Origin of the sequence: Lishizhenia tianjinensis, assembly GCF_900116425.1 — a bacterium.
Lineage (GTDB): Bacteria > Bacteroidota > Bacteroidia > Flavobacteriales_D > Crocinitomicaceae > Lishizhenia > Lishizhenia tianjinensis.
In genome coordinates, this window is the sequence record NZ_FPAS01000003.1 from 56,866 (window position 1) to 78,553 (window position 21,688).

Here is a 21,688-nt window from a genome sequence, read left to right on the forward strand (position 1 = left end):
CTTATGAAGTTAGTATTACATACATTCTTTTTGGATCAAGTCAAGTCCTTGACGAACTTTCTCTTGAATCTCAACCTTAGATGTACAAACGTATTCACACAATGCAAAATCTTCTGGAACAACTTCGTAAATTCCTAAATTCTCCATTCCATCGATATCATCTGTAATACAAGCTTTGATCAACTGCATTGGTAAAATATCGAATGGGAATACTCTTTCCATTTCTCCTGTAACTACAAACCCTCTTTCTTCACCGTTAAGGTTAGTATCCAAAGTATACTTTTTAGAAGAGTTTAACCAAGTTGGGAATAATTTAGAAGCTGAGAACTTATCGAACCCAGGACCTAACCAACCTTTCGTAAGGAAAAACTTATACTGATCACCTTCAGGAAGAATAGTGATTTGATTATCGTAGTAGCTTAAACAACCTTCAGCACCTATGCTAGTACCTGTTAAGGCGTTTCCAGAAACAACACGTACGTTGTCACCAGCAACATTGTTCTTCACTAAATCAGCAACATTAGCACCGATAACTGTTTTGTAGTACTTACGGTTTGTAGCTTCTGAACCTGTGTAAGCCACTAACTTCGTAGCGTCAAACTTACCTGTTAAGAAGTATTTACCAATAATTACAACATCCTGTACATTAACAGTAAATACGAATTCTCCTTTATTGATAGGATCAATGTGGTGAATTTGCGTACCTACGTTTCCTGCAGGGTGCTTTCCTTCAAAACGATTTACAACAACGTTCTTGGCATTTTCCAATGCTGCGTCTGCCTTTACCTTAGCGTTTAACCCCAAGTAAACTTTACCTGTAGTTAATTTTGCCAACGCATCAACCCCCGCTTGGAAAGCTTCGTCTTGTCCGTGTAAAATAAAGTCGTAATCTGGAGCTAAAGGAGCAGAATCAAACCCAGAAATAAAGATAGCCTTTGGAGCCGCCTCTGGATTTGCAACTACACCTAATGGTCTTTGCGTAATGAAAGGCCACAAACCAGCGCTTAACATAGTTTGCTTAACACTTTCTGCATCCGCACTCGCTGGAGCAACTGGAGAACCTTGAACGTATTCAGTATTAGCATCAGCATTGATCCTAACCTCCAGAATACGTCTCTTCTCTCCCCTTACGATTTCAGCGATTTCACCACTAACTGGAGACACATATTTTACAGCATCGTTGTATTTATCAAAAAAGATAACAGATCCTGCCTGTACCTTATCACCTGGTTTTACTGCCATCTTTGGCACTAAACCGTGAAAATCTGTGGGTTTAATAGATACGGTTTTTGGCATTGCTAAATCTGCCGTCACCTTATCAGCCTCTCCTACAAGCCTGATATCTAACCCCTTTCTTAGCTTAACTGTCTTTGACATGCTTAATATAGAGCTTTGTTTAAGTTGGGCAAAAATAAAAAATACTTGGAACTAGTTAAAAAGTTTACTGCACTACCTTTGGACTTATGCTAATTTGGAATAATTCTAAATAGACTCTAACTGCTTGATTTTATTTCAAGGATATCCAAAGTTTTGTATCTTAAGCTTTGAATTATACTCTTAATTTTATGAACACAGCAATCAACTCTGGTGTGAAAATTTCTGTAAGCACACAATTTAGACCTGACTTATCAAGAGTATATCAATCTGTATACTTTTTTACCTACAAGGTTGAAATAGAAAACAGAAATCCTTTTGCCGTACAGTTACTCTCTCGATTTTGGCGTATTTTCGACTCACTAGACGAGTTAAGAACCGTGCAAGGAGAAGGGGTAATAGGTGAACAACCCATTCTAGAACCAGGTGAGGTGTATACCTATTCATCGGGATGTGATTTTGTATCTGAACTAGGGAGTATGAGCGGCTACTACATCTTTCAACGCTTAGATACCCACAAGCTGCTTCAAGTGGATGTTCCCAAATTTGATATGATCTATTTAGGAAGGGTGAATTGATTCACTCTTTTTTTGTTTCCATACATCACTCTACTCCATTTTTCATCACATATAATTCCTTTTAACTCCCCAATCTGTGACTTCAGTTACACGAGGTTTGATAAAGTAATAAGTATGCTTATTTTTACGGCAAATTATTACAATCATGGCAAACGCATATTTTAAAGTACCAGAAGCGATTAACGAGCCTGTTAACGCATACGCTCCAGGATGTGAGAAGAGAGCATCGCTATTGAACAAATACAAAGAGATGTACAACCAAGCACCTATTGATGTACCTATGTACATTGGTGGTGAAGAGGTTAGAACTGATGATAAAAGACCTATGAACCCACCACACGATCACAAAAAAGTGTTGGGTCACTTCAACTACGGAGATAAATCTCACGTTGAAGCAGCCATAGACGCAGCATTGAATGCTCGTTTAGAATGGTCTGAATTACCATGGGAACAACGTGCTAGCGTTTTCTTGAAAGCAGCCGATTTAATTGCTGGACCTTTCAGAAATGAAATCAACGCAGCTACAATGTTAGGACAGTCTAAAAACTTAATGCAGACTGAAATTGATGCAGCTTGTGAGTTGATTGACTTCTTGCGTTTCAACGTAAAATTCATGACTGACATGTACAAAGAGCAACCTATTAGCTCTCCAGGTATGTGGAACAGGACAGAATACAGAGCATTGGAAGGATTTATCTTCGCCATTACTCCATTTAACTTTACAGCTATCGCAGGTAACTTATGTGCAGCGCCAGCAATGATGGGTAACGTTGTTGTTTGGAAACCAGCTGAAACTCAAGTATACTCTGCAGAGGTAATCATGAAAGTATTTAAAGCAGCAGGTTTACCTGATGGTGTAATCAACATGATTACAGTGGATGGACCAACTGCTGGAGATGTGGTATTTAACCACAAAGACTTCTCTGGATTACACTTTACAGGATCTACAGGCGTGTTCCGTCACTTATGGAAAGAGATAGGAATGAACTTAGACAAATACAGAACTTACCCACGTATCGTTGGAGAAACAGGTGGTAAAGACTTTATTGTAGCACACAAATCTGCAGTTCCTAAGCAAGTTTCTACAGCAATCGCTAGAGGTGCTTTCGAATTCCAAGGTCAGAAATGTTCTGCAGCCTCTAGAGTATACGTACCGAACAACATCTGGGCAGAAGTAAAAGAAGATTTAGTGGCACAAATGAGCACCTTTAAAATGGGTTCACCAGAAGATCCTTCTAACTTCATTACAGCTGTTATTGATGAAAGAGCATTTGATAAAATTGCAGGTTACATTGATTTCATTAAAGAACAAAACGATGCTGAAATCATCGCAGGTGGAAACTACGACAAATCTGTAGGATACTTCATTGAGCCAACAGTTGTTGTTACTTCTAACCCTAACTTCCGTACTATGGAAGAGGAGATTTTCGGACCTGTTGTTACAATTTACGTTTACGATGCTGAAGATTTTGATGCTACTCTAAAATTAGTGGACGAAACTTCTGAGTACGCTTTAACAGGATCTATCTTAGCACAAGACAGATACGCAATTAACAAAGCAGTTGTAGCTTTACGTAATGCAGCTGGTAACTTCTACATCAACGACAAGCCAACAGGTGCTGTTGTAGGACAACAACCATTTGGTGGAGCTAGAGGTTCGGGGACTAACGATAAAGCAGGTGCAGCAATGAACTTGATGCGTTGGATTTCTGCAAGAACGATTAAGGAAACTTTCGTTACTCCAGAAGATTACAAATACCCTTTCTTAGGATAAGAAAATTCTTCATAAAAAGAAAAGCTACTTCGTTTGAAGTAGCTTTTTTTATTTCCTATCTGTTGTTAACATACCAAATTCAAGGGTGTCTGACCAGTGATCTCCTAAAGGCAAACACTTTCGTTTTCTACCTTCTTGTACCATACCTGCCTTTTCCAAAACTTTTTTAGATCTAATATTTTCTACGGCACATCCCGCTTCAATTCTATGTAGTTTTAATTGATCAAACCCAAAGTCTATCACGGCCTTCAATGCTTCTGTAGCATAGCCCTTGTTCCAGAACTTTTTATGGTATTTAAACCAAACCTCTGCAGACTGATAAACAGCTCTTCCCGTATTGATTGCTATGAGTCCAATAAAGGCTTTGTCTTCATTCAGTACAGCCAAGGTCAACTTCCTACCCTCTTCCTTCTCACTACTCAACACCCATTCGCACAACAGGTCTCTGGTTTGCTTTATATTTTCGGGGATACCCAAGGTGTTGTATTCATCAACTGCCGGACTAGAGTGCAAAGCATGCACTTCATCTAGGTCAGACAACAATACGGATCTAAGGGTTAATCGCTCGGTATTTAGCTCTACTTTTCTCATCAGAGTTAAGGTACAAAAACTCTGATTACAATGCACTTAAAACGTCTTAAAATTCTCCAAGAACTCTATTTTAGTCTTTTTTATCTAATTGATAAACCTTCAAATCATCATCTTGAAAAACGATCAATTCTTGAAATGCACCTAAGTTAGGCTCAGGAAGGGTATCCACTTGTAAATAGAAAAAATGACTTGCACCTTTCAACTTATAGTCATCCAAAAGCGCAGGGGAAATTTCTCGCTCTGCAGGAATAAGCCACCCCTTTCTATTCAATACATTCAAACTACCATTTTGGCTATTATCTGGATACACCAATACTTTTGCCTCCTCTGGAATTTCTAGCTTTTCTAAGGTCGATATTTTCTGGGTTAAACTCAAAGTTGCAAAATCATATATGGTAGTATCTCTTTCTATACGTCCGTTCATTTTATGAGCGGCGTGATTTATCCCACTAAATACGATTACCGATAATAAGACAAAAACAAGTCCTCTCCCCCATTTTACCTTTATAAAATCTATAAGTATGCGTATACCTTGCCAATACACCATCATCACGATAGGAAGAAAAATTAGAAAATAGTAATCATGATCTCTAAACTGCTTAAAAAACAATATGAAGAAACAAAGTCCTCCCAGAGCAGCAAAAAGTAAGAACCACCTGTAACAAGCAGTAATGCGCTTGTAAAAAATAACAACTACGGCACTAAATAAGTAAAACAGGTGAAAGATAATTTGAGCAAAGTAACTACTGTTCCAGTACTCACTCATATACCTCCAAATTACAATTCTTTCTTCCGAAGGAACATCCCAAATTGGCTGAGCACTGGTATTGAAGGATGTTGATTCATTCAGCGTATTATAGTGTATAGCATAGAGGTTCCAACCTATGAGTATGGCCAAAGAAAGAATCACAGATATCACCTGAACCATGGTTTGGTTTTCTGAACTTAAGGCTTGACCTTTTCTATTCTTCCATTCAGCTATCCCCCAACTAAGCAAAGCTGCAAGTGGATAAATAGCATAGGTAACTTTTAATAAAGTCGCCAGTAAGAAAAAGAAAAGCATGGCGTACCACACTTTCATAGATTTTGACTGACGGTATATTAATAGTGCTCCCAAAGCGAAAAAGGTAAACCCTAAAGCTGGCCCATCTGGTAGATAATTAACCAAGTAAAAATTAAAAACAGCTGAACTTAAAGGAAGCAAAACAACAAGTAAAGCCAGCGTAAATTTAGTCCCCACCCTTCTTAAGGCATGAACTAAATAGATCATACCCGACCAAGTAATTAGAAAATCCATCACTCGAATTACGCTGAAATCTTCACCAAAAAGTTGAAAATAAACACCGGCGATGTAATAGATAATTGGAAACTCACAAGCACCTTTCCCATCAATGTTTTTAAGATTGAACAACTCGGGTTCAAAGAAACTATTTCCCTGGTTGGCATAATTTAGCGCAAAAGCTAAACCGTCTGATTGGCGCATAAAATGGAGTCCGTATGGCGCTTTAAACAAGAGTTCGAATACGCCGAGGAAGTAAAATAAAACCAAGGAAATGACCACAAAAACTATTGTTTCTATTCCTTTGATCTTCGTGGTAGGCAACGTCCATTTCACTTTCATGAAAACAAATAAAGTAAAAGATAAATGACTTTTTACACAAACGCCTCACTTAATTTAAACGGTGATAAAAGTCAATCTATTTTTTTTCTCCACCTCTATGCATTACTTTTGCATCCTTATTTAACGAAAAATACATAGCATGCAACTGTGGAATAAATTAAGTAGGGAGGAACTTGTAGAAAAATTAAACGAGAGCGGATTCAAATTCGTTACCGTATCTTTTTACAAATACGCTCCTATAGAAAACGTACAAGTTTTTAGAGATCACCTTTTCCAAATGTGGTCAGAACTAGATGTAGTAGGTAGAACTTACGTAGCTCACGAAGGTATCAACGCGCAAATTTCAATTCCAATTCCAAATTTCGAAAGGTTTAGAAATGAATTGTATTCAATTTCTTTCTTAGACGGAGTTCGTTTGAACATTGCCGTGGATGAGTCTGCAACAGAACACCCCTTCTTGAAGTTAAAAATCAAAGTTCGTCCAAAAATTCTAGCGGACGGTTTAAACGATGAAACTTTTAACCCTTCGGACACTGGAAAACACTTAAAAGTAGAAGAGTTCAATGCCTTAACAGATGATCCAGAGACCATCTTGATAGACATGCGTAATCACTACGAAACGGAAGTGGGACACTTTAAAGGTGCTATTACACCAGACGTAGATACGTTTAGAGACTCTTTACCAATTATCGAAGAAGAGATTTTAAAAGGAAACGAAGACAAAAACATCGTAATGTACTGTACAGGTGGTATACGTTGTGAGAAGGCTTCGGCTTGGTTTAAGCACCAAGGTTATAAAAATGTGCACCAATTGGAAGGTGGTATTATTAAGTACGCCAATGATGCCAAAGCAAGCGGTTTAGAAAATAAATTCATCGGTAAAAACTTCGTATTTGACGAAAGAAGAGGTGAACGTATTTCTGATGATATCATTGCGGTATGTCACCAATGTGGTGAAGCGTGCGACACGCACACAAACTGTGTAAACGACGCTTGTCACTTGTTATTTATTCAGTGTGACAGCTGTAAAGAAAAATACGAAAACTGTTGTTCAGAAGATTGTCAAGATGTGATTCACTTACCTGAAGAAGAGCAAAAAGCTTTGCGTAAAGGAAAAGAGAACTCTAATAAAATCTTCAAAAAAGGAAGATCAGAAAAATTGAAATTTAAAGGATCGGCTTGTATGGATGCTTAGCGTCTGTAACTTGAAATTACGAAAGATTTTAAAAGCAATAAAAAAGACCGTTTCAGCATTGAAACGGTCTTTTTGTTTTATCAAATAAATACTACTTATTCAGCTATCATTGGCTTCATTACATCCGCAGTAATTCTAAGTATCACTTGTTTTTCAGGAACATTCGCTGTTACCGTAACAGTTTTGTTCTGTGGTCCAAACTGACCTGGTTTTGATTTGAAAGAAACTTCTAATTCTCCTTCTTGACCAGGAGCGATAGGCTCTGTTGGTTTTTTAGGAACGGTACATCCACAAGAAGCTTTCGCCTCTTCTATCACCAACGGTTTATCTCCCGTGTTCATTACCTTAAAAGTATAACTCACTTCTGTTTCAGGATCTACCTTACCAAAGTCATGGATTCTTTCGTTAAAATCCATAGTAGTTTGCTTGGCCAATCTTTCAGCTTCTTCCTTCTGCCTTTTTTCTTCCAAACGTTTTTCATCCGCAGCTATTTCCTCAGGTGTTCTTTCTGAAGCTACCAATTTAGAAACTACCTCTCCTTCATTTGGTGAAACATCTGCATCTATACTTGATGAATCACATGCTACCAAAGCACCTAATACAGCTAATCCTAAGATTACTTTTTTCATTTTCATTTATTGTTTTGCAAGTTCAACCTTATTATAAATATCTCCGGCTAATATAGTTATTGCCTTATTTAAAATCTCATTCTTTTGGTTATAAATCCTGTAAAATGCATTATATCCCCATAGATTTTGAGCAATGGCTGCTTTCATTCTAACTTGTAAGAGCTCTTTACTGATGTCGTAGTCTTCCTGATTAAACTCTAAATCTTCATTCTCACCAACGGCATAACTAAAGAAATTGTTCATGAATTCCTCATCAAGGATGAAATCTGCATCAAAAGCTTCTACATCATCATACTTCTTTTTTAAAGTTTCTCTGTTGGTGTTCACATATTCCAAACAGAAAGAATTGATTACGCCTGACCTACTCAATGCTCTGTAATAATCAGAATATTCGTTGGTATCTAAGGGTACAAATACATCAGGCATAATTCCACCTCCACCATATACTGTCCTCTTAGTAATAAGCGTAGAATACTTTAATGAATCTTCCAATTTTATAGAGTCTTGATTCATCAACTCTCCGTGCATGTATCGCTCGTAATAATCGTTTTTGTAAGCCTCTAAATCATCGTAAGGCTTTTGAATGAAACGACCAGATGGCGTGAAATAACGGGCTATGGTTAAACGGATTTGAGATCCATCATTCAACTCTATTGGTCGTTGAACCAAACCTTTCCCGAAAGTTCTTCTTCCTACTATCAAACCTCTGTCCCAATCTTGAACAGCTCCGGAAACAATTTCACTAGCTGATGCTGTTCCTTCATCGGTTAAAATTACCAATCTCCCTTTTTCAAAATCACCTTTTGTATCTGCTACGTACTCTTGACGTGGTTGAGCTCTTCCTTCAGAATAAACAATCAGTTTATCATCCTTTAAAAACTCATCTGCAATTAATTTCGCCGCGTACAGAAGTCCGCCCCCATTACCTTGTAAATCCAGCACTAAATCCTTCATCCCTTCTTTCTTCAATTCCTCGAGAGCTTCTTTTATTTCTTGACTCGAAGTTCTTGAGAAGCTGGTCAACTTAATGTAGCCCACATTTTTAGATAGCATGTACTTAGCCACTACAGAATTAACTGGAATATCATCTCTAGTGATGGTAAAATTGAGTAACTTCTCTTTGTCGCCCCTCATAATTTCCACCTTCACTTTGGTATCTTTATCGCCCAGCAAGCGCTCTCTTACACCTGAATTTTGCAAACCAACACCGGCTACATTTTCCCCATCTATGTAAATGATTTTATCTCCAGCTTGTATACCAACTCTCTCAGAAGGTCCTGTAGGAATAGGATTCACTACAATTAACGTATCCTTCAAAATTTGAAACTGTACACCTATCCCCACAAATGATCCATTAATACTTTGGTTTGCACTTTGAACTTTTTCTCGGGGGATGTAGGTAGAGTGTGGATCTAATTTCTCCAACATGTTGCGAATGGCGTCGTCAGCAATTTTATCTCCTTCAACTTCCTCCACATAGTATCTGTCCACGTAATTAAATACCTCTCCTAATTTCACAGCATTTTGCTGGGTGGAGTTTTCTTCTTGAGCAAAAGCAATTCCCGTTGTAAAAAGGAAAGCTCCTGCGAGTATTTTATAGTTTATTTTCATCTTGATTTTTTATATAAGAATCCCTTGCAAAAGGCATACCTAGCTAATTTAAAAAATGTTTGGAATTAAACAGGGTGTTTTGGAAGACCTTTCCACATTCCCTTTTCGTCCGTCTAAATTTTAAACAGCGTTTTGTTAACGATATTGCCTTACTACAAGTAATTTATGCCCTTAATATTAGTTATTTAGTAAATCTTAATGTTACCCTAAAAATTGCAGTTATGCGTAAGCTCCTTTTTGCTCTGTTTCTACTTTTAACCAGCTTTGGTTATGCCCAGGATATACAGCTCGATAAACTTGAGATGTACTACGACCAAGGACATTACAAAATGGTAAACCGAAGAGCAGAACGTTTAATGGACAATCCAGAATACGACAATTCTTTGGTTCCTGGCTATTATGCGGCAGTAAGTAGCTTGGCTTTGTACCAGGATAAAAAATGGAAAAAAAGACATACAGAAGCTTTGGACAACGCTTTTACCTACCTGCTCGCATTAAAAAATTCTGACAAGGGAATAGATCTTATTGAACGACACATTTATGAATTGCGCAGCTTACAACGCGACTTAACCGACTGGGCCAACGATTTAAAATTACAAAAAGAAGAAAGTACTTTTCAAAAAGTAAATCTATTTTTGGAAAAATTCTACAGTACAGCTCAGCTAAACAATCAAGCCGTTGAGGAGAAACTAGAAGAAACGAATTCACAATTAAAAGATAGTTTGCAACCGGTTGAAGAAATAGATGCGAGCGTACAACAAAAAATAATAGTAGAAGCCGCAAGAGAACAACTCGGAGTACCTTATGCTTGGGCCGGTACTACCCCAAAAGGATTTGATTGCAGTGGCTATACAAGTTATGTATACAAGCAAGTAAACATAGATTTACCCAGAAGGGCCGAAGACCAACACGCAATTGCGAAGAAAATTAAGGCGAAAAATGTTGAAATAGGAGATTTAGTATTCTTTAAGAAAGGTAGCGGTATCAACCATGTTGGAATTGTTATTTCTAAAAACAACGGATCCATACAAATGATACATTCTAGTTCTAGTATAGGGATTTCTATTGTAGATATCTACGCTTCGAAATACTGGGAACAACGCCTACATTCTTTCGGACGTATGCTTTAGGCTTTTCTAAAGAAAGTTAAAGCGATGCTAGCCAAAGAAAAAATGGCCAACAAAACAAACAATACATTAAAGTAAATAGTACTGTTTAAGGGAATTAAAAAACCTACACTTAAGGCTGCTCCTAGCGAAAAAGTAGTAAGACCTACTAAAGCGTAAGCCTTACTATTTTCTATTTTAAAAAAATCTAATTTTTGTGCTATTCCCACCACTACTGTTAGCTGGGCACTGGCCAATATATAGGTCCAAGAATCTTCCATATCGTTCCCCAACATCCATACGTAGATGTATAAAACTAAAGGCAGTAAGGTCAAAGGATAAAACACAACTTTACCCAACCATTTCCCTGATTTATTCCCTACTAAAATTCGCAAGGTATAGGTACTTAAAGTTAGTAAAGCGCTTAAGATAATATAAGGTGTAAACCAAAGGAAAGAAAGCGGTTTGATAGCCACCAGAAAAAGCAAGGCCAACAAAACGATAAAAGCTAAAAAAGAAATTCTTAGCAAGATACTTTCCAATGAATTCATACTTAAATTTCCTTGTTTAATTTCAACGCACAGATTACGTTCCACAATGCACGTGCACCTACGTTTGCATCCCAAGCATCATCTCCCACCTCGCATAAATCAAAACCTATGATTTCTTTGTTAGAACGTGCTAAGGTATACAACAAGTAGTTGATTTGTTCTAAATCGAAACCACCTGGAACTGGAGTACCCGTATTTGGACATAAAGAAGGCTTTAAACCATCTATATCGTACGAAATGTAGACTTTGTTTGGTAAACTAGCAATGATATCCTCCACCTGCTCTTTCCACGTCTTTCCTCCAAAGTTTTCTTCTTTCAATTCCCAATCGTAGAAACAACGAACGCGTTTAGGATTTGCTTCTATGATATCCACCTCTGATTGAGCGATATCACGAATTCCTACTTGCACCAACTTTTCAACGTTTTCTAATTTGAGCGCATTAAACATGATACTTGCGTGCGATTGTTCGAAATTCTCGTAAGCATCTCTCAAATCGGCATGGGCATCTATTTGAAGAATACCAAACTTTGTTTGTTCGGCCAATGCTTCAATTAATGCAAGAGGTGTTGAATGTTCTCCACCTATTACACCTACCAATTTATTTTGTTTTAAATCGGCTGCAATTTTGGCTTTGTATTCTTCTTTCAACTTGGTTTGCACCGCGTTCATTTCTTGCACCAAGGTTGTAAACTTCTCACTTTCTTCCAACTTCCCACCTTCTTCTAAATAGTCGATGTAAGCTGTTGTTTGCGAAGAAAGATCTTCGTTTACCGCCTCCCAACGCTCATCTATAGGTTCCCAATACACTTTTGTATTGTACGCCTTCTTCACGTAAGGATTGTAAAAGTCTAACTGTGTTGATTCGCGTAAGATAGCAGCTGGTCCACCAGCCGTACCTCTACCATAGCTTGCGGTCGCATCCCATGGAAAAGGATACAAAACTATGTCCGCCTGAACATGCGTAACGGGAAATCCGAAGATATTCCCGTTAGCAATTCCTACCCCATTTGGATCAAAATCTTTCTTCATCTTATTTCAAAAGATCCTTCACAAAATTAGGCAATGCAAAACTTGCTGTGTGCAGTTCTGTATTGTAGTATCTTAAACCTTTTGCATCTACAAAAGCATCAGCTGCTGCTTGGTCTGCAAAAGACTTCATGTTTATATTTCCTTTGATTCCGTATTGGAACGACCACATACCCGTTGGGTAGGTTGGAACGTAGAATAAAGAAACTGGAGCTTTGTCTTCTCCGAATAATCCTCTCAAGGTTGCGTTCAATTCTGCGAAGGCATTTTCATTGAATTTAGGAGATTCTCCCTGTGCAATTAAAATTCCGTTTTCATTCAACGCGTTGTAACAGTTTTGGTAAAACTCTACAGAGAACAATCCTTCAGCCGGTCCAACAGGATCTGACCCGTCAACCACTAATAAATCGTAAGCTCCTGCAGCTGCTTGTTTCACGTACTCAATTCCGTCACCCACGATCAATTCTAAACGTGGATCATCAAATGCTGCTGCGATAGAAGGCAAGTGCTTTTTACACGCTTCAATTACTTCTCCATCTATCTCAACCATTGTTACCTTCTCCACACCTTCGTGCTTCAAAATTTCTCTAACGGTACCACCGTCTCCTCCACCAATAACCAAGACGTTCTTCACGTTTCCGTGAGCCATCATAGCTGGGTGAGAAATCATTTCGTGGTAGTGGAACTCATCGTTCTCTGTTGTCATGAACATATCGTCCAAGGTCAACAACTTACCATATTTTGGTGATTCCAAAATTCTCACGCGTTGGAAAGGCGATTGAACATCGTGGAAAACTTCACCGGTGTACTTCAAAGAAAGGGCTTGGTTTTCATCTTTATCTGTAAACCATACGTTTCTTGTGTACATTCCTGGGTTTACCCACTCATCTGCCTTCTGACGCATCGTAGAAATATCGAAATCGTTTCTTGTAAGTAAGTTTACAGAACCACGTTTCATTTCTAACGCCGAGTAATTTTTGGCTTGAAAACAGTCTTTTAGGAAATCAAAAGAAATCCATGCGTCCATTTCTCCACACGTGAACAAATCAACCGCTGCATAACCATATTCTGGCCAGGTATGTATGGCCAGGTGACTTTCTTGAATCACCACCACCCCACTTACTCCGTATGGATTAAAGTGGTGGAAAGTTGAGTTAATAACAGTAGCTCCAGCCTTTTGTGCTGCACCTACCATGTCTCTTTCAATAGCAGAAACGTCGTTCATAATCTCTGGTGAACAACCCATGAATTCTACTAGAATGTGATTTCCTAATGCACTCATTTAAATAAAAAAATTTGGGCGTAAAAGTATGCCAATTTCAAATAGTTTTCTAAAACTAGGAATATTTTTTTCAATGGAACTTACATATTGTCTTTTAATTCTTAAATTCAAGCCAATAAAGAAAAACTCAAACAACTCTATATGTCTAGAAATCAAAAGTTAATCACTCTTATCATATTAATTTTTATTGCTATTGCAGTTCTTAGTTGGTTCTTCAGAAGATGGGGATTTGTAGGTGCTGGAATAGGTGGATTTATTCTTGGATACTTTTTAGGAAGAAAAAACAGCTAATTTTTTATGCAAAGAGGACAAAAACCAAATGCACGTCGCAGGAAGTTAAATTACCAAAGATCCATCTTGCAAGAAGAGCTTGCGCTTTACAATAGGCAAAAAGAAATACTACCTGTACTCGGGGTTTTACTTCTTTTTGGTGTACTCTTTCTTTTCCTGAACTTCAAATTTTCAGTAAAGGGGAATTCTTTTGATGCGCATAGAATAGAACAAGGGTTTGAATTTACTATAGAAGATCCTGGAGTTCATCAAATAGACATTCTCAATCATCCGAATATTATTTCAGACAACCAAGCAACTCATTTAAAGACGGAAGTTTTTATTAAAAAGGAAGGTAAAAAACTCTACCATTATTACCTGACCAACAAAAGTGTTTCCGGTAGCCAATTGCAACGGTTGAACTATTATTTCCGAGAAGCTGGAAACTACCAACTTACATTTCGACACAGTTTAATTACAACTACCCAAAGCATTAAGGAACCTGCAGAGGTTAAGAAAGTAACGCTTACTCCAAGACAAGGAAACGCAAAGCTTATTACTTGGGGAATGCGCTTATTTCTCTTGGGAGTAATTATCATACTCTTATTGAAAGATTATTTTGGTCCAGTTAAAAACTACCAAAAAATCATACAAAACAAGGAATACAATTTAAAAAACAAAAGCCTCTATATAGCCCTATCTATAGCCGTTTTATGGTTAGTTTTGGGCTATGCACTAGCGAGTAGCGGCTATGGTTTTGCCGGGTACAACAATGACATGCATGCTCCGGCAAAAAGTGTTCAAATCGATAATAATTATTACATCAACTAATATGTTTGAAAAAATTATAAACTTCTTCAAAGGAAGCAGCAAAGACCCTCAAGTGGATTTTAAAGTGAAGGACTTAAAAGTAGGTTACATTTTAGAGTACAACCTTACTACTTGGATGGTTGAAAAAGAATACCACTATAACTGGGGAGAAGGATATGCTTCGAAAGAATGGTTAATCATGAATGGGAATGAAAAAGCCCTACTTTTTTACGATGATTCTGAAGGAGAAGAAATTTCAATCTCTAAGGAAATTAACCTTTTGCAAGATTTAAACAGCGTTCGTGAAGAAATCATTACCCAGGATATACCGCGCAGACAATTTGCTTACGAGGGAAAAACGTGGTCTTTGACTTCTGAAAACCCTTGTTTGTATAGTGAAGTAGGAAAAGGTGGACAAATCGAAATGGTCGTTTGGGTATTTGAGGATACCAACAAAGATGAATTTATTTCTTTCTCAAGAACGGGAGAAAACAATGTAACAGGATACAAAGGTTCTTACTTAAAAGAATTTGAAATAGGTAACATTTTACCGAGTCAGCAATAAGAATGAAATATTTACAAATAACACTATTACTCTTCGTACTTGCCGCCTGTGGAGGGAAAGCATGGGAAGCCAATATGGTAGACCAGTTGCTGGAAAAGTACAAAGACAAACCCAATACAGAAATACTTTTGAGCGACATGCAAGAGACTTCTGGAGGGAAATTTATACACGCTTACAAAGTTATAGGTACAGACAACAAGGGAGATTTTCACTTAATTACTACGGTTCAAGACAACAATGTTACCGAAGGTTTTTATGCCTTGCATTACGACAACTTGGGAATGTCCATTGGTAGAATAGATAGTTTAGGAAACAAAAGTACCATAGTTGCACCTCCCGGTTTCAACACAGTAATCGGTAATCCTAAATACGGTGAGTTCAGAGAAGAGAATGGTCATAGAGTATGGCATTTTTTCTCAACTTACCTCTTTTACCGCACCTTGTTTGGAATGGGAAATCGTATGATTTACTACAATCATTACAACGATTATTATCACCATTACAGATACAACAGACCTTATTACGGTTCTGGTTCAGGTTCTTCTCCTTCTTGGGGAACAAAATCAACGGCAACCAAACAAACGCATAAAAACTTTTACCAACGCTCTGTCAACCGTTCTGGGTCTTGGCAAAGATCATACAGCAGCTCTAGCTCACGAGGTGGCGGAGGATTTGGAAAATAAAACGAACACACATGAAATTAGCGATATCCATAGAAACTTATACCTATTACCCACTGCTCTATTTAGCAGTTTGTATACTACTGATCATTCTTTCAAGATTTGTTTATAAAATTCTACACCCTGCCATAGATTTAGATCATGAAATGGTGGAGAAAGACAATTTTGCCTTCAATTTATCACAAGTCGGTTACTACATCGGTATAGTAATAGCCATGGGTGGAATCATGACCAGTGAGGCACATCCTGACTTACTCAAAGATATACTCTACACTTTTGTGTATGGAATTGCAGCCATTCTATTAATGAACATTAGTAGCTTTTTAAACGACAAGTTATTGCTGTTCAAATTCAACATAAAAAAGGAATTGGTAGAAGATCAAAATTCAGGAATGGGAGCTTTAGAAGCTGGGAGCTACATTGCAACAGGACTTATCCTCTACGGTGCACTTCAACTGGAAGCTGATTACCCTATGGCCGCATTAGGATATTGGTTTATCGCAGAGCTTGCGCTCATTGTAACTGGACATTTTTACACCTGGATGGTTCCCTATAATGTGCATAAAGAAATAGAAGAAGATAATATAGCCGTAGGTGTTTCTTTTGGAGGAATGATAGTAGCCCTAGGTGTTTTAATTGAACATGGAATTGCCTTAGAACACAGCACATGGCTCGATGGATTAAGCTATATGGGACTCAACGTAATTGCTGGAATAATTTTACTTCCACTGTTGCGCTTTGTTACCGATAAGGTTCTCTTACCTAAACGCAAATTAGTAGATGAAATAGTACACCAAGAAGAACCTAATATTGGAGCCGCTTTGGTGGAAGCATTCTCTTATGTTGCAGGTGCCATTATCTTTACTTGGTGTTTCTAATGAAATTGAACTATACGCAATCGAAAACAGAAATGATGGCAGCTTACAATTGTTTGCTGCACTTATATCCTAGTCTAACATTGGAAGATTATTCCCAGATGTTAGATAATATGCTTCCCAATAACTACGGTCAGGTTCTGGCTTACAACACAGAAAATGAAATCATAGGTGTTTGTGGCATTTGGTTAGGTACAAAACTGTGGTGTGGAAAGTATTTAGAGTTAGACAATGTCGTCATTGCGCCGGAATACAGATCATCTGGCTTAGGAAAACAAATTACTGAATTTACAGAAAAAATAGCCCGAGAAAAGGAATGTAAGATTATGGTATTAGATGCTTATACGAGTAACTTTAAAGCACATAAATTCTATTACAACCAAGGTTTTGGTCCGAAAGGATTTCATTTTATAAAAGATCTTTAAACAAAAAAGGGAGTGCAATGCACTCCCTTTTTTTATCTCCTCTTTTTACTTTCTCTTGGTTGGCTTAGAAGAACTCTTTCTCCTTTGCTTTTCCTTGATCAATAAAGATAATTCTCTTCCCGTTTGACCCGCCACAGAAGTGTTTTCTTGAGCTCTCCTCATTAAATAAGGAATTACCTCTTTAACCGGACCATAAGGCACGTATTTCGCAACGTTATACCCTTCGTAGCTCAAGTTGTATGAGATGTGATCTGACATACCTAACAACTGCGCAAAGTAAATACGTCTGTCGTCTTTGTCTAAGTTATTTTTCTCCAACAATTCCGCTAAATAAGCCGAACTTTCCTCGTTGTGTGTTCCTGCACAAAGTTTACAATAATCAATGTGTTGTACCACATATTCCAAGGCTAAATCGTAGTCTCTATCTGTTGCTGCCTTATCCGGTTGTATAGGAGAAGGGTACCCATGTTCTTCTGCACGTGCTCTTTCTTTCTCCATGTAAGCACCACGCACCAATTTCACACCGTAGTTGTAACCTTGTTCTTTGGCTTCCTTAATACTGTCCTTTAAAAATTGCAACCTATCATGTCTGTACATTTGAACCGTATTGAAAACGATGGATTGCTCGCGGTTGTATTTGCGCATCATCATGGCACAAATTCTATCGATAATATCTTGTATCCACGACTCTTCTGCGTCAATGAAAACAGGAACACCGAATTCATGCGCCTTGGCACAAATGGTATCTATTCTTTCAATTACTAAATCCAAGGCTTTTCTATCGGCCTCAGAAATTTCAGCGTTTTCATCATTCACGCGCTTCAATAAGTTGAAATTGGCCAACCCTGTTACCTTGAACACGGCAAAAGGAATCGCTTTTTCACCATTTGCACGAATAATAGTGGAAATTAATTCATTTACTGTATCTGTAAAATCTTCTTTGTCCAACATCCCCTCTACCGAATAATCCAGTATGGTTCCAACGTTGAACTTGTTCAATTCCTCTATGGTACTATCACAATCTAAAATGGTCTCTCCTCCACAAAATTGTCTGAAGATGGTGCGTTTAACAATACCTTTAATCGGCAAATTCATTTTCATTGCCGTATTGAGTACTCCAGAGCCCATATTTACTAAGCTTGGATAACCCATGAGTTTGAAAAGACGATACGCTCGATTCAAATCTCTATTGCTCTTAGAAGCAAATGCTATTTCCGTATTTTCGAATGATACCATGCGGCAAAATTAATCGTGTTTTATTAATGACAAGCAATTTTTCGATGGCTAGCAGATTTTTTTCTACATTTCAGCCAACTAAGGCAAAGGAATGATAAAAAAGATAGAATCGCAAGGCTATTACATAGAGATTGGAAACCATGCAGAAAGCTCTCTGCAGCAATTACTTGACGTTGATTTTGCACAAGCAAAAAAAGTCATTATTGTCGACGAAAATACACACGACAATTGTTTGGAAGCTCTTTTAACTCACTATGAAGCCCTGAAAGAAGCAGAAGTTATTCTTTTACCCCCCGGTGAAGAGAATAAAGTGATGGAAATTTGTTTCCAAGTTTGGGAAGCGTTAACCGAATATAAAATTGGTAGACGTGATTTAATTATCAACCTCGGTGGAGGTGTAATTACCGACTTAGGAGGTTTCATTGCCTCCATCTATAAAAGAGGTGTGCAATTTATAAACATGCCCACGAGTTTATTGGCTATGGTGGACGCCTCATCTGGAGGTAAAACGGGAATTGATTTAGGTCCTTTCAAAAACCAACTGGGGCTTTTCGCTTACCCTATTTGTACCATCATAGATCCTGGTTTTTTACAAACTCTACCCGATAATGAAAAAGTTTGGGGGAAGGCAGAAATGCTCAAACACGGTTTAATAGCAGATAAAGCACATTGGGATACCTTAAAAGAAAAGGATGTACACGACATCACTTTAGAAGATATTGCCACGAGTGCGAGCATTAAAAACAACATTGTTTTAAAAGATCCGAAAGAAGAAAACGAACGCAAAAAATTGAATTTCGGACATACCATTGCCCATGCCTTGGAAGCTTACTTTTTGGATAAATCTCCTTTACCTCACGGTTATGCAGTTGCGCTGGGACTGTTGGTTGAGAGTAAAATCTCTATTGATTTGGGACTTCTATCCAAAGAAGAATATTACGAAATAGAGCATTTCATTTTACAACAATACGATAAGATAGACAACATTAGCACCATAGGTGAAACGCTTCTAGGATTCATGCAAAATGATAAAAAAAGAGAGGGACAAGAATATAATTTCACCTTGCTCAATACAATAGGTCAATCTAGTATTAACCACACAGTAACGGAAGAAGTTATCTTGGAAGCATTAAAAGTGATAGACACACAATTTTAAGATGAACGTAGAGGTATTAGCAGGAGGAGAAACTAGTTTTACACTGGTAGAAGAGTTTATCGCAGAATGGGAGAATGAAAAAGACTACATCGTCCAATTCACTTCAGGTTCAACGGGAAAGCCTAAACCTATAAAAGTGCGCAAAGCACACATGGTAGCTTCTGCGAAAACCACCAATGCTTTTTTTCAATTGAATGAAAACAGCACCTATTACCTCTGTATTTCACCCGCCTATATAGGTGGAAAAATGATGATCGTTCGTGCCCTGATTAACAAGGCTAAATTATTGGTTGGACCCATCAATAGCTCACCGTTAACGCCCCTGACAACAAAAGTAGACCTAGCGGCTATGGTTCCCTTACAAGTGAGCGCTTGCTTGGAAGACAAAAACTTCAACTTGCTTGAGAATTTAATCATAGGAGGAGCACCTGTGAATGATCATTTAGCTGCGTCTTTACTCAACCATAAGGTCAAGGCTTATTCTACCTTTGGAATGACTGAAACTGTATCTCACATTGCATTGAAATATTTGGGAAGTGCGAATGAATATTTTCATGTTCTGCCTCCTATACGTATTTCAAGTGATGCGAACCAGCGATTAATTATCCACGCTCCTCATTTGGGGGTAGATCATTTATTAACTAATGATATCGTTTCCCTTAAAGATGAAAGCACTTTTGAATGGATAGGCAGAGCCGATTTCACCATAAATTCGGGAGGAGTAAAACTTCAACCTGAAAAAATTGAAAAAAAATTGGTTACTTTATTCAAGAACAGGTCTTTTATTATATGTGGCACCACACATGAGACTTTGGGAGAAGCGGTAACTTTATGTGTAGAAGGAAGATTGGAAAATGCAGACCAAGTAAAACTCGAATTAACAGAGCTTTTAGATAAATATGAAGTTCCAAAATACATTTACGCCTTACCTGAATTAGCCCGAACGGCCAACGGAAAAATAAACAGACTACAAACTAAAGAAAGACTCAAGCTTGAAGGAGTATTACAGTAAAATACTAGGGGTTTCGGTTACAGCCTCCACCCAAGAAATAAAAAAAGCCTACAGAAAGAAGGCTTTGCTTTATCACCCCGATAAAAACCCTTCTGACGCGGCAATGGAGGAGTTTATTGCCATTCAAGAAGCCTATGAATACCTTTCTAACCCTCCTCTTGTAAGCACAGGTAAACAGTATTCTTACAAAGATTTTAATCACCCAGAAAAAACGCAAACCGACGAGGAAAAGAAAAAAAGATACAAAGAGGCACAGGAAAGATACGAACAACAACAAGCCAGAGAAAAGGCCGAAAACGAAGCCTATTTCTCTAAAATTACTCAAGGTAAACTCTGGAATTACTTCCGCTTTATCATGTGTTTTTCTACTGTTCTGGCCGGACTTTTAATAATTGATCAATACCTCCCCTCTCGTTGGGTAAAAGATCATATCACGCATGGAGACTCCAAGGTTTATTTCGAAGGCTTTAATAGAGAGAGCGTATCTCCTTTGTACACGGCAAGCGATAAAGGACTCTGGTTACCTCGGCAATACTACTATGAAATAATAGAAGGAAAGAATATTTACCTGGAAGAAAGTTTTATACTTCGAGAAGTTAAGCACTTAAGTTTTTTCAACAGAAAAGGAGAATGGATAACGGTAAACACCGACTATTCCGTACAAAGTATCTATTGGGTCATCGTAATCATCTTATTGATTCCCCTACTTACGTATGTAGCCAAAAGTAGAACACTGATCTACAGCTTCCTGTTTCAATTCAGTGTATACTTCTACACACTTTTTATTCTTGTGATTTTATTTAGCAACCAGCGCTGGCTACACCTTTTTACCTTCGGTTACTTGTAATTTTTCATTACACGATCCAAGGTACGTTTGTCATCCTTCTCTTTTAAAGTTTGACGTTTATCGTGAATGTTTTTACCTTGAGCTAAGGCAATTTCAAGCTTGGCCAAACCTTTTTCATTGATAAAAATACGCAAAGGAACGATGGTAAAACCTTTCGTTTCCACCTTCTTTGCCAGCTTATTAATTTCCTGACGGTTCAACAATAATTTTCTATCTGCCTTTGGTTTGTGTTGATAAAAGGAAGCATTAGAATATTCATTAATGAACATGTTTCTGATGAACACTTCATTGTTTTCTACCACACAGAAAGCTTCCATTATACTCGCTTTACCCAAACGAATACTTTTAATTTCGGTTCCACCCAATTGAATACCCGCTACAAAAGTATCTAAGATTTCATACTCAAACCTTGCGCGTTTATTCTTAATGTTAACTGTGTTTTGAATTTTATTCATGTTCTTCCTTGGTCTAA

At 37.8% G+C, this 21,688-nt stretch carries 23 protein-coding genes; 13 read left to right on the forward strand and 10 right to left on the reverse strand.

Translation table 11 applies throughout. The features are described from left to right. Positions 1–15: 15 nt before the first annotated feature. Positions 16–1,377, reverse strand: a complete 1,362-nt coding sequence (locus tag BM327_RS09955; RefSeq protein ID WP_090249015.1) for a Na(+)-translocating NADH-quinone reductase subunit A — start codon at positions 1,375–1,377, stop codon at positions 16–18. A gap of 188 nt (positions 1,378–1,565) precedes the next feature. On the opposite strand from BM327_RS09955, the gene apaG reads away from it, so the two are divergent. Together apaG and pruA are read left to right on the forward strand one after the other, a co-directional pair. Beyond that, entirely contained in the window at positions 1,566–1,952 is a 387-nt protein-coding gene (gene apaG / locus BM327_RS09960; protein ID WP_090249017.1) for a Co2+/Mg2+ efflux protein ApaG, read from the forward strand. 145 nt (positions 1,953–2,097) lie between these two features. Further along, the gene (gene pruA, locus BM327_RS09965; protein WP_090249019.1) at positions 2,098–3,726 is read left to right on the forward strand and encodes an L-glutamate gamma-semialdehyde dehydrogenase; all 1,629 of its coding nucleotides are present in this window, start codon (positions 2,098–2,100) and stop codon (positions 3,724–3,726) included. Between the two features lie 48 nt (positions 3,727–3,774). On the opposite strand, the gene BM327_RS09970 is transcribed toward pruA, so the two are convergent. Further along, positions 3,775–4,317, reverse strand: coding sequence for a GNAT family N-acetyltransferase (locus tag BM327_RS09970; protein WP_090249021.1), 543 nt, complete (start codon positions 4,315–4,317; stop codon positions 3,775–3,777). Between the two features lie 70 nt (positions 4,318–4,387). Then, on the reverse strand, positions 4,388–5,938 hold the full coding sequence (locus tag BM327_RS09975; RefSeq protein ID WP_090249023.1) for a glycosyltransferase family 39 protein: 1,551 nt from the start codon (positions 5,936–5,938) through the stop codon (positions 4,388–4,390). Between the two features lie 139 nt (positions 5,939–6,077). On the opposite strand from BM327_RS09975, the gene trhO reads away from it, so the two are divergent. Continuing rightward, positions 6,078–7,133 (forward strand): oxygen-dependent tRNA uridine(34) hydroxylase TrhO, encoded by a 1,056-nt coding sequence (gene trhO / locus BM327_RS09980; RefSeq protein ID WP_090249025.1) that lies wholly within the window; start codon positions 6,078–6,080, stop codon positions 7,131–7,133. A gap of 95 nt (positions 7,134–7,228) precedes the next feature. Here the strand turns inward: trhO and BM327_RS15935 are convergent, their stop codons facing one another. Beyond that, positions 7,229–7,762: a DUF1573 domain-containing protein gene (locus BM327_RS15935; protein WP_244526211.1), complete on the reverse strand. Its 534-nt coding sequence runs from the start codon at positions 7,760–7,762 to the stop codon at positions 7,229–7,231. Between the two features lie 6 nt (positions 7,763–7,768). Then, positions 7,769–9,373 (reverse strand): S41 family peptidase, encoded by a 1,605-nt coding sequence (locus BM327_RS09990; protein WP_090249027.1) that lies wholly within the window; start codon positions 9,371–9,373, stop codon positions 7,769–7,771. A 221-nt stretch (positions 9,374–9,594) separates the two neighbouring features. On the opposite strand from BM327_RS09990, the gene BM327_RS09995 reads away from it, so the two are divergent. Next, positions 9,595–10,503: a C40 family peptidase gene (locus BM327_RS09995; protein ID WP_139230329.1), complete on the forward strand. Its 909-nt coding sequence runs from the start codon at positions 9,595–9,597 to the stop codon at positions 10,501–10,503. On the opposite strand, the gene BM327_RS10000 is transcribed toward BM327_RS09995, so the two are convergent. Genes BM327_RS10000 through speE form a run of 3 tightly spaced genes read right to left on the reverse strand, consistent with a single transcriptional unit; the run spans position 10,500 to position 13,340 of the window. Beyond that, positions 10,500–11,030: a hypothetical protein gene (locus BM327_RS10000; RefSeq protein ID WP_090249030.1), complete on the reverse strand. Its 531-nt coding sequence runs from the start codon at positions 11,028–11,030 to the stop codon at positions 10,500–10,502. The two genes, BM327_RS09995 and BM327_RS10000, sit on opposite strands and share 4 nt — an antisense overlap. 2 nt (positions 11,031–11,032) lie before the next feature. Next, positions 11,033–12,061: an agmatinase family protein gene (locus BM327_RS10005; RefSeq protein ID WP_090249032.1), complete on the reverse strand. Its 1,029-nt coding sequence runs from the start codon at positions 12,059–12,061 to the stop codon at positions 11,033–11,035. A 1-nt stretch (position 12,062) separates the two neighbouring features. Further along, the gene (gene speE / locus BM327_RS10010) at positions 12,063–13,340 is read right to left on the reverse strand and encodes a polyamine aminopropyltransferase (RefSeq protein WP_090249033.1); all 1,278 of its coding nucleotides are present in this window, start codon (positions 13,338–13,340) and stop codon (positions 12,063–12,065) included. 141 nt (positions 13,341–13,481) lie between these two features. Between speE and BM327_RS15880 the strand changes: the two genes are divergently transcribed. The 6 genes from BM327_RS15880 to BM327_RS10035 are packed head-to-tail and all read left to right on the forward strand — an operon-like array spanning position 13,482 to position 16,965. Continuing rightward, positions 13,482–13,631, forward strand: a complete 150-nt coding sequence (locus BM327_RS15880; RefSeq protein WP_170853730.1) for a hypothetical protein — start codon at positions 13,482–13,484, stop codon at positions 13,629–13,631. Between the two features lie 6 nt (positions 13,632–13,637). Then, entirely contained in the window at positions 13,638–14,441 is an 804-nt protein-coding gene (locus BM327_RS10015) for a hypothetical protein (RefSeq protein ID WP_090249035.1), read from the forward strand. Between the two features lies 1 nt (position 14,442). Further along, positions 14,443–14,985, forward strand: a complete 543-nt coding sequence (locus BM327_RS10020) for a DUF4178 domain-containing protein (protein ID WP_170853731.1) — start codon at positions 14,443–14,445, stop codon at positions 14,983–14,985. A 2-nt stretch (positions 14,986–14,987) separates the two neighbouring features. Continuing rightward, positions 14,988–15,668: a hypothetical protein gene (locus BM327_RS10025; RefSeq protein ID WP_090249039.1), complete on the forward strand. Its 681-nt coding sequence runs from the start codon at positions 14,988–14,990 to the stop codon at positions 15,666–15,668. 11 nt (positions 15,669–15,679) lie between these two features. Next, entirely contained in the window at positions 15,680–16,543 is an 864-nt protein-coding gene (locus BM327_RS10030) for a DUF350 domain-containing protein (protein ID WP_090249041.1), read from the forward strand. Further along, positions 16,543–16,965: a GNAT family N-acetyltransferase gene (locus tag BM327_RS10035; protein ID WP_090249043.1), complete on the forward strand. Its 423-nt coding sequence runs from the start codon at positions 16,543–16,545 to the stop codon at positions 16,963–16,965. The genes BM327_RS10030 and BM327_RS10035 overlap by 1 nt, the downstream gene beginning before the upstream one ends. 45 nt (positions 16,966–17,010) lie before the next feature. Here the strand turns inward: BM327_RS10035 and BM327_RS10040 are convergent, their stop codons facing one another. Beyond that, complete coding sequence (locus BM327_RS10040; RefSeq protein WP_090249045.1) at positions 17,011–18,201, reverse strand: proline dehydrogenase family protein; 1,191 nt, start codon at positions 18,199–18,201, stop codon at positions 17,011–17,013. A 91-nt stretch (positions 18,202–18,292) separates the two neighbouring features. Between BM327_RS10040 and aroB the strand changes: the two genes are divergently transcribed. Genes aroB through BM327_RS10055 form a run of 3 tightly spaced genes read left to right on the forward strand, consistent with a single transcriptional unit; the run spans position 18,293 to position 21,216 of the window. Further along, positions 18,293–19,357: a 3-dehydroquinate synthase gene (gene aroB / locus BM327_RS10045; protein ID WP_090249047.1), complete on the forward strand. Its 1,065-nt coding sequence runs from the start codon at positions 18,293–18,295 to the stop codon at positions 19,355–19,357. A 1-nt stretch (position 19,358) separates the two neighbouring features. After that, entirely contained in the window at positions 19,359–20,369 is a 1,011-nt protein-coding gene (locus tag BM327_RS10050) for an AMP-binding protein (protein ID WP_090249049.1), read from the forward strand. Beyond that, positions 20,350–21,216 (forward strand): J domain-containing protein, encoded by an 867-nt coding sequence (locus tag BM327_RS10055; protein WP_090249051.1) that lies wholly within the window; start codon positions 20,350–20,352, stop codon positions 21,214–21,216. The genes BM327_RS10050 and BM327_RS10055 overlap by 20 nt, the downstream gene beginning before the upstream one ends. On the opposite strand, the gene smpB is transcribed toward BM327_RS10055, so the two are convergent. Further along, positions 21,207–21,671: an SsrA-binding protein SmpB gene (gene smpB, locus BM327_RS10060; protein ID WP_262987299.1), complete on the reverse strand. Its 465-nt coding sequence runs from the start codon at positions 21,669–21,671 to the stop codon at positions 21,207–21,209. The genes BM327_RS10055 and smpB overlap by 10 nt on opposite strands. Positions 21,672–21,688: the final 17 nt, after the last annotated feature.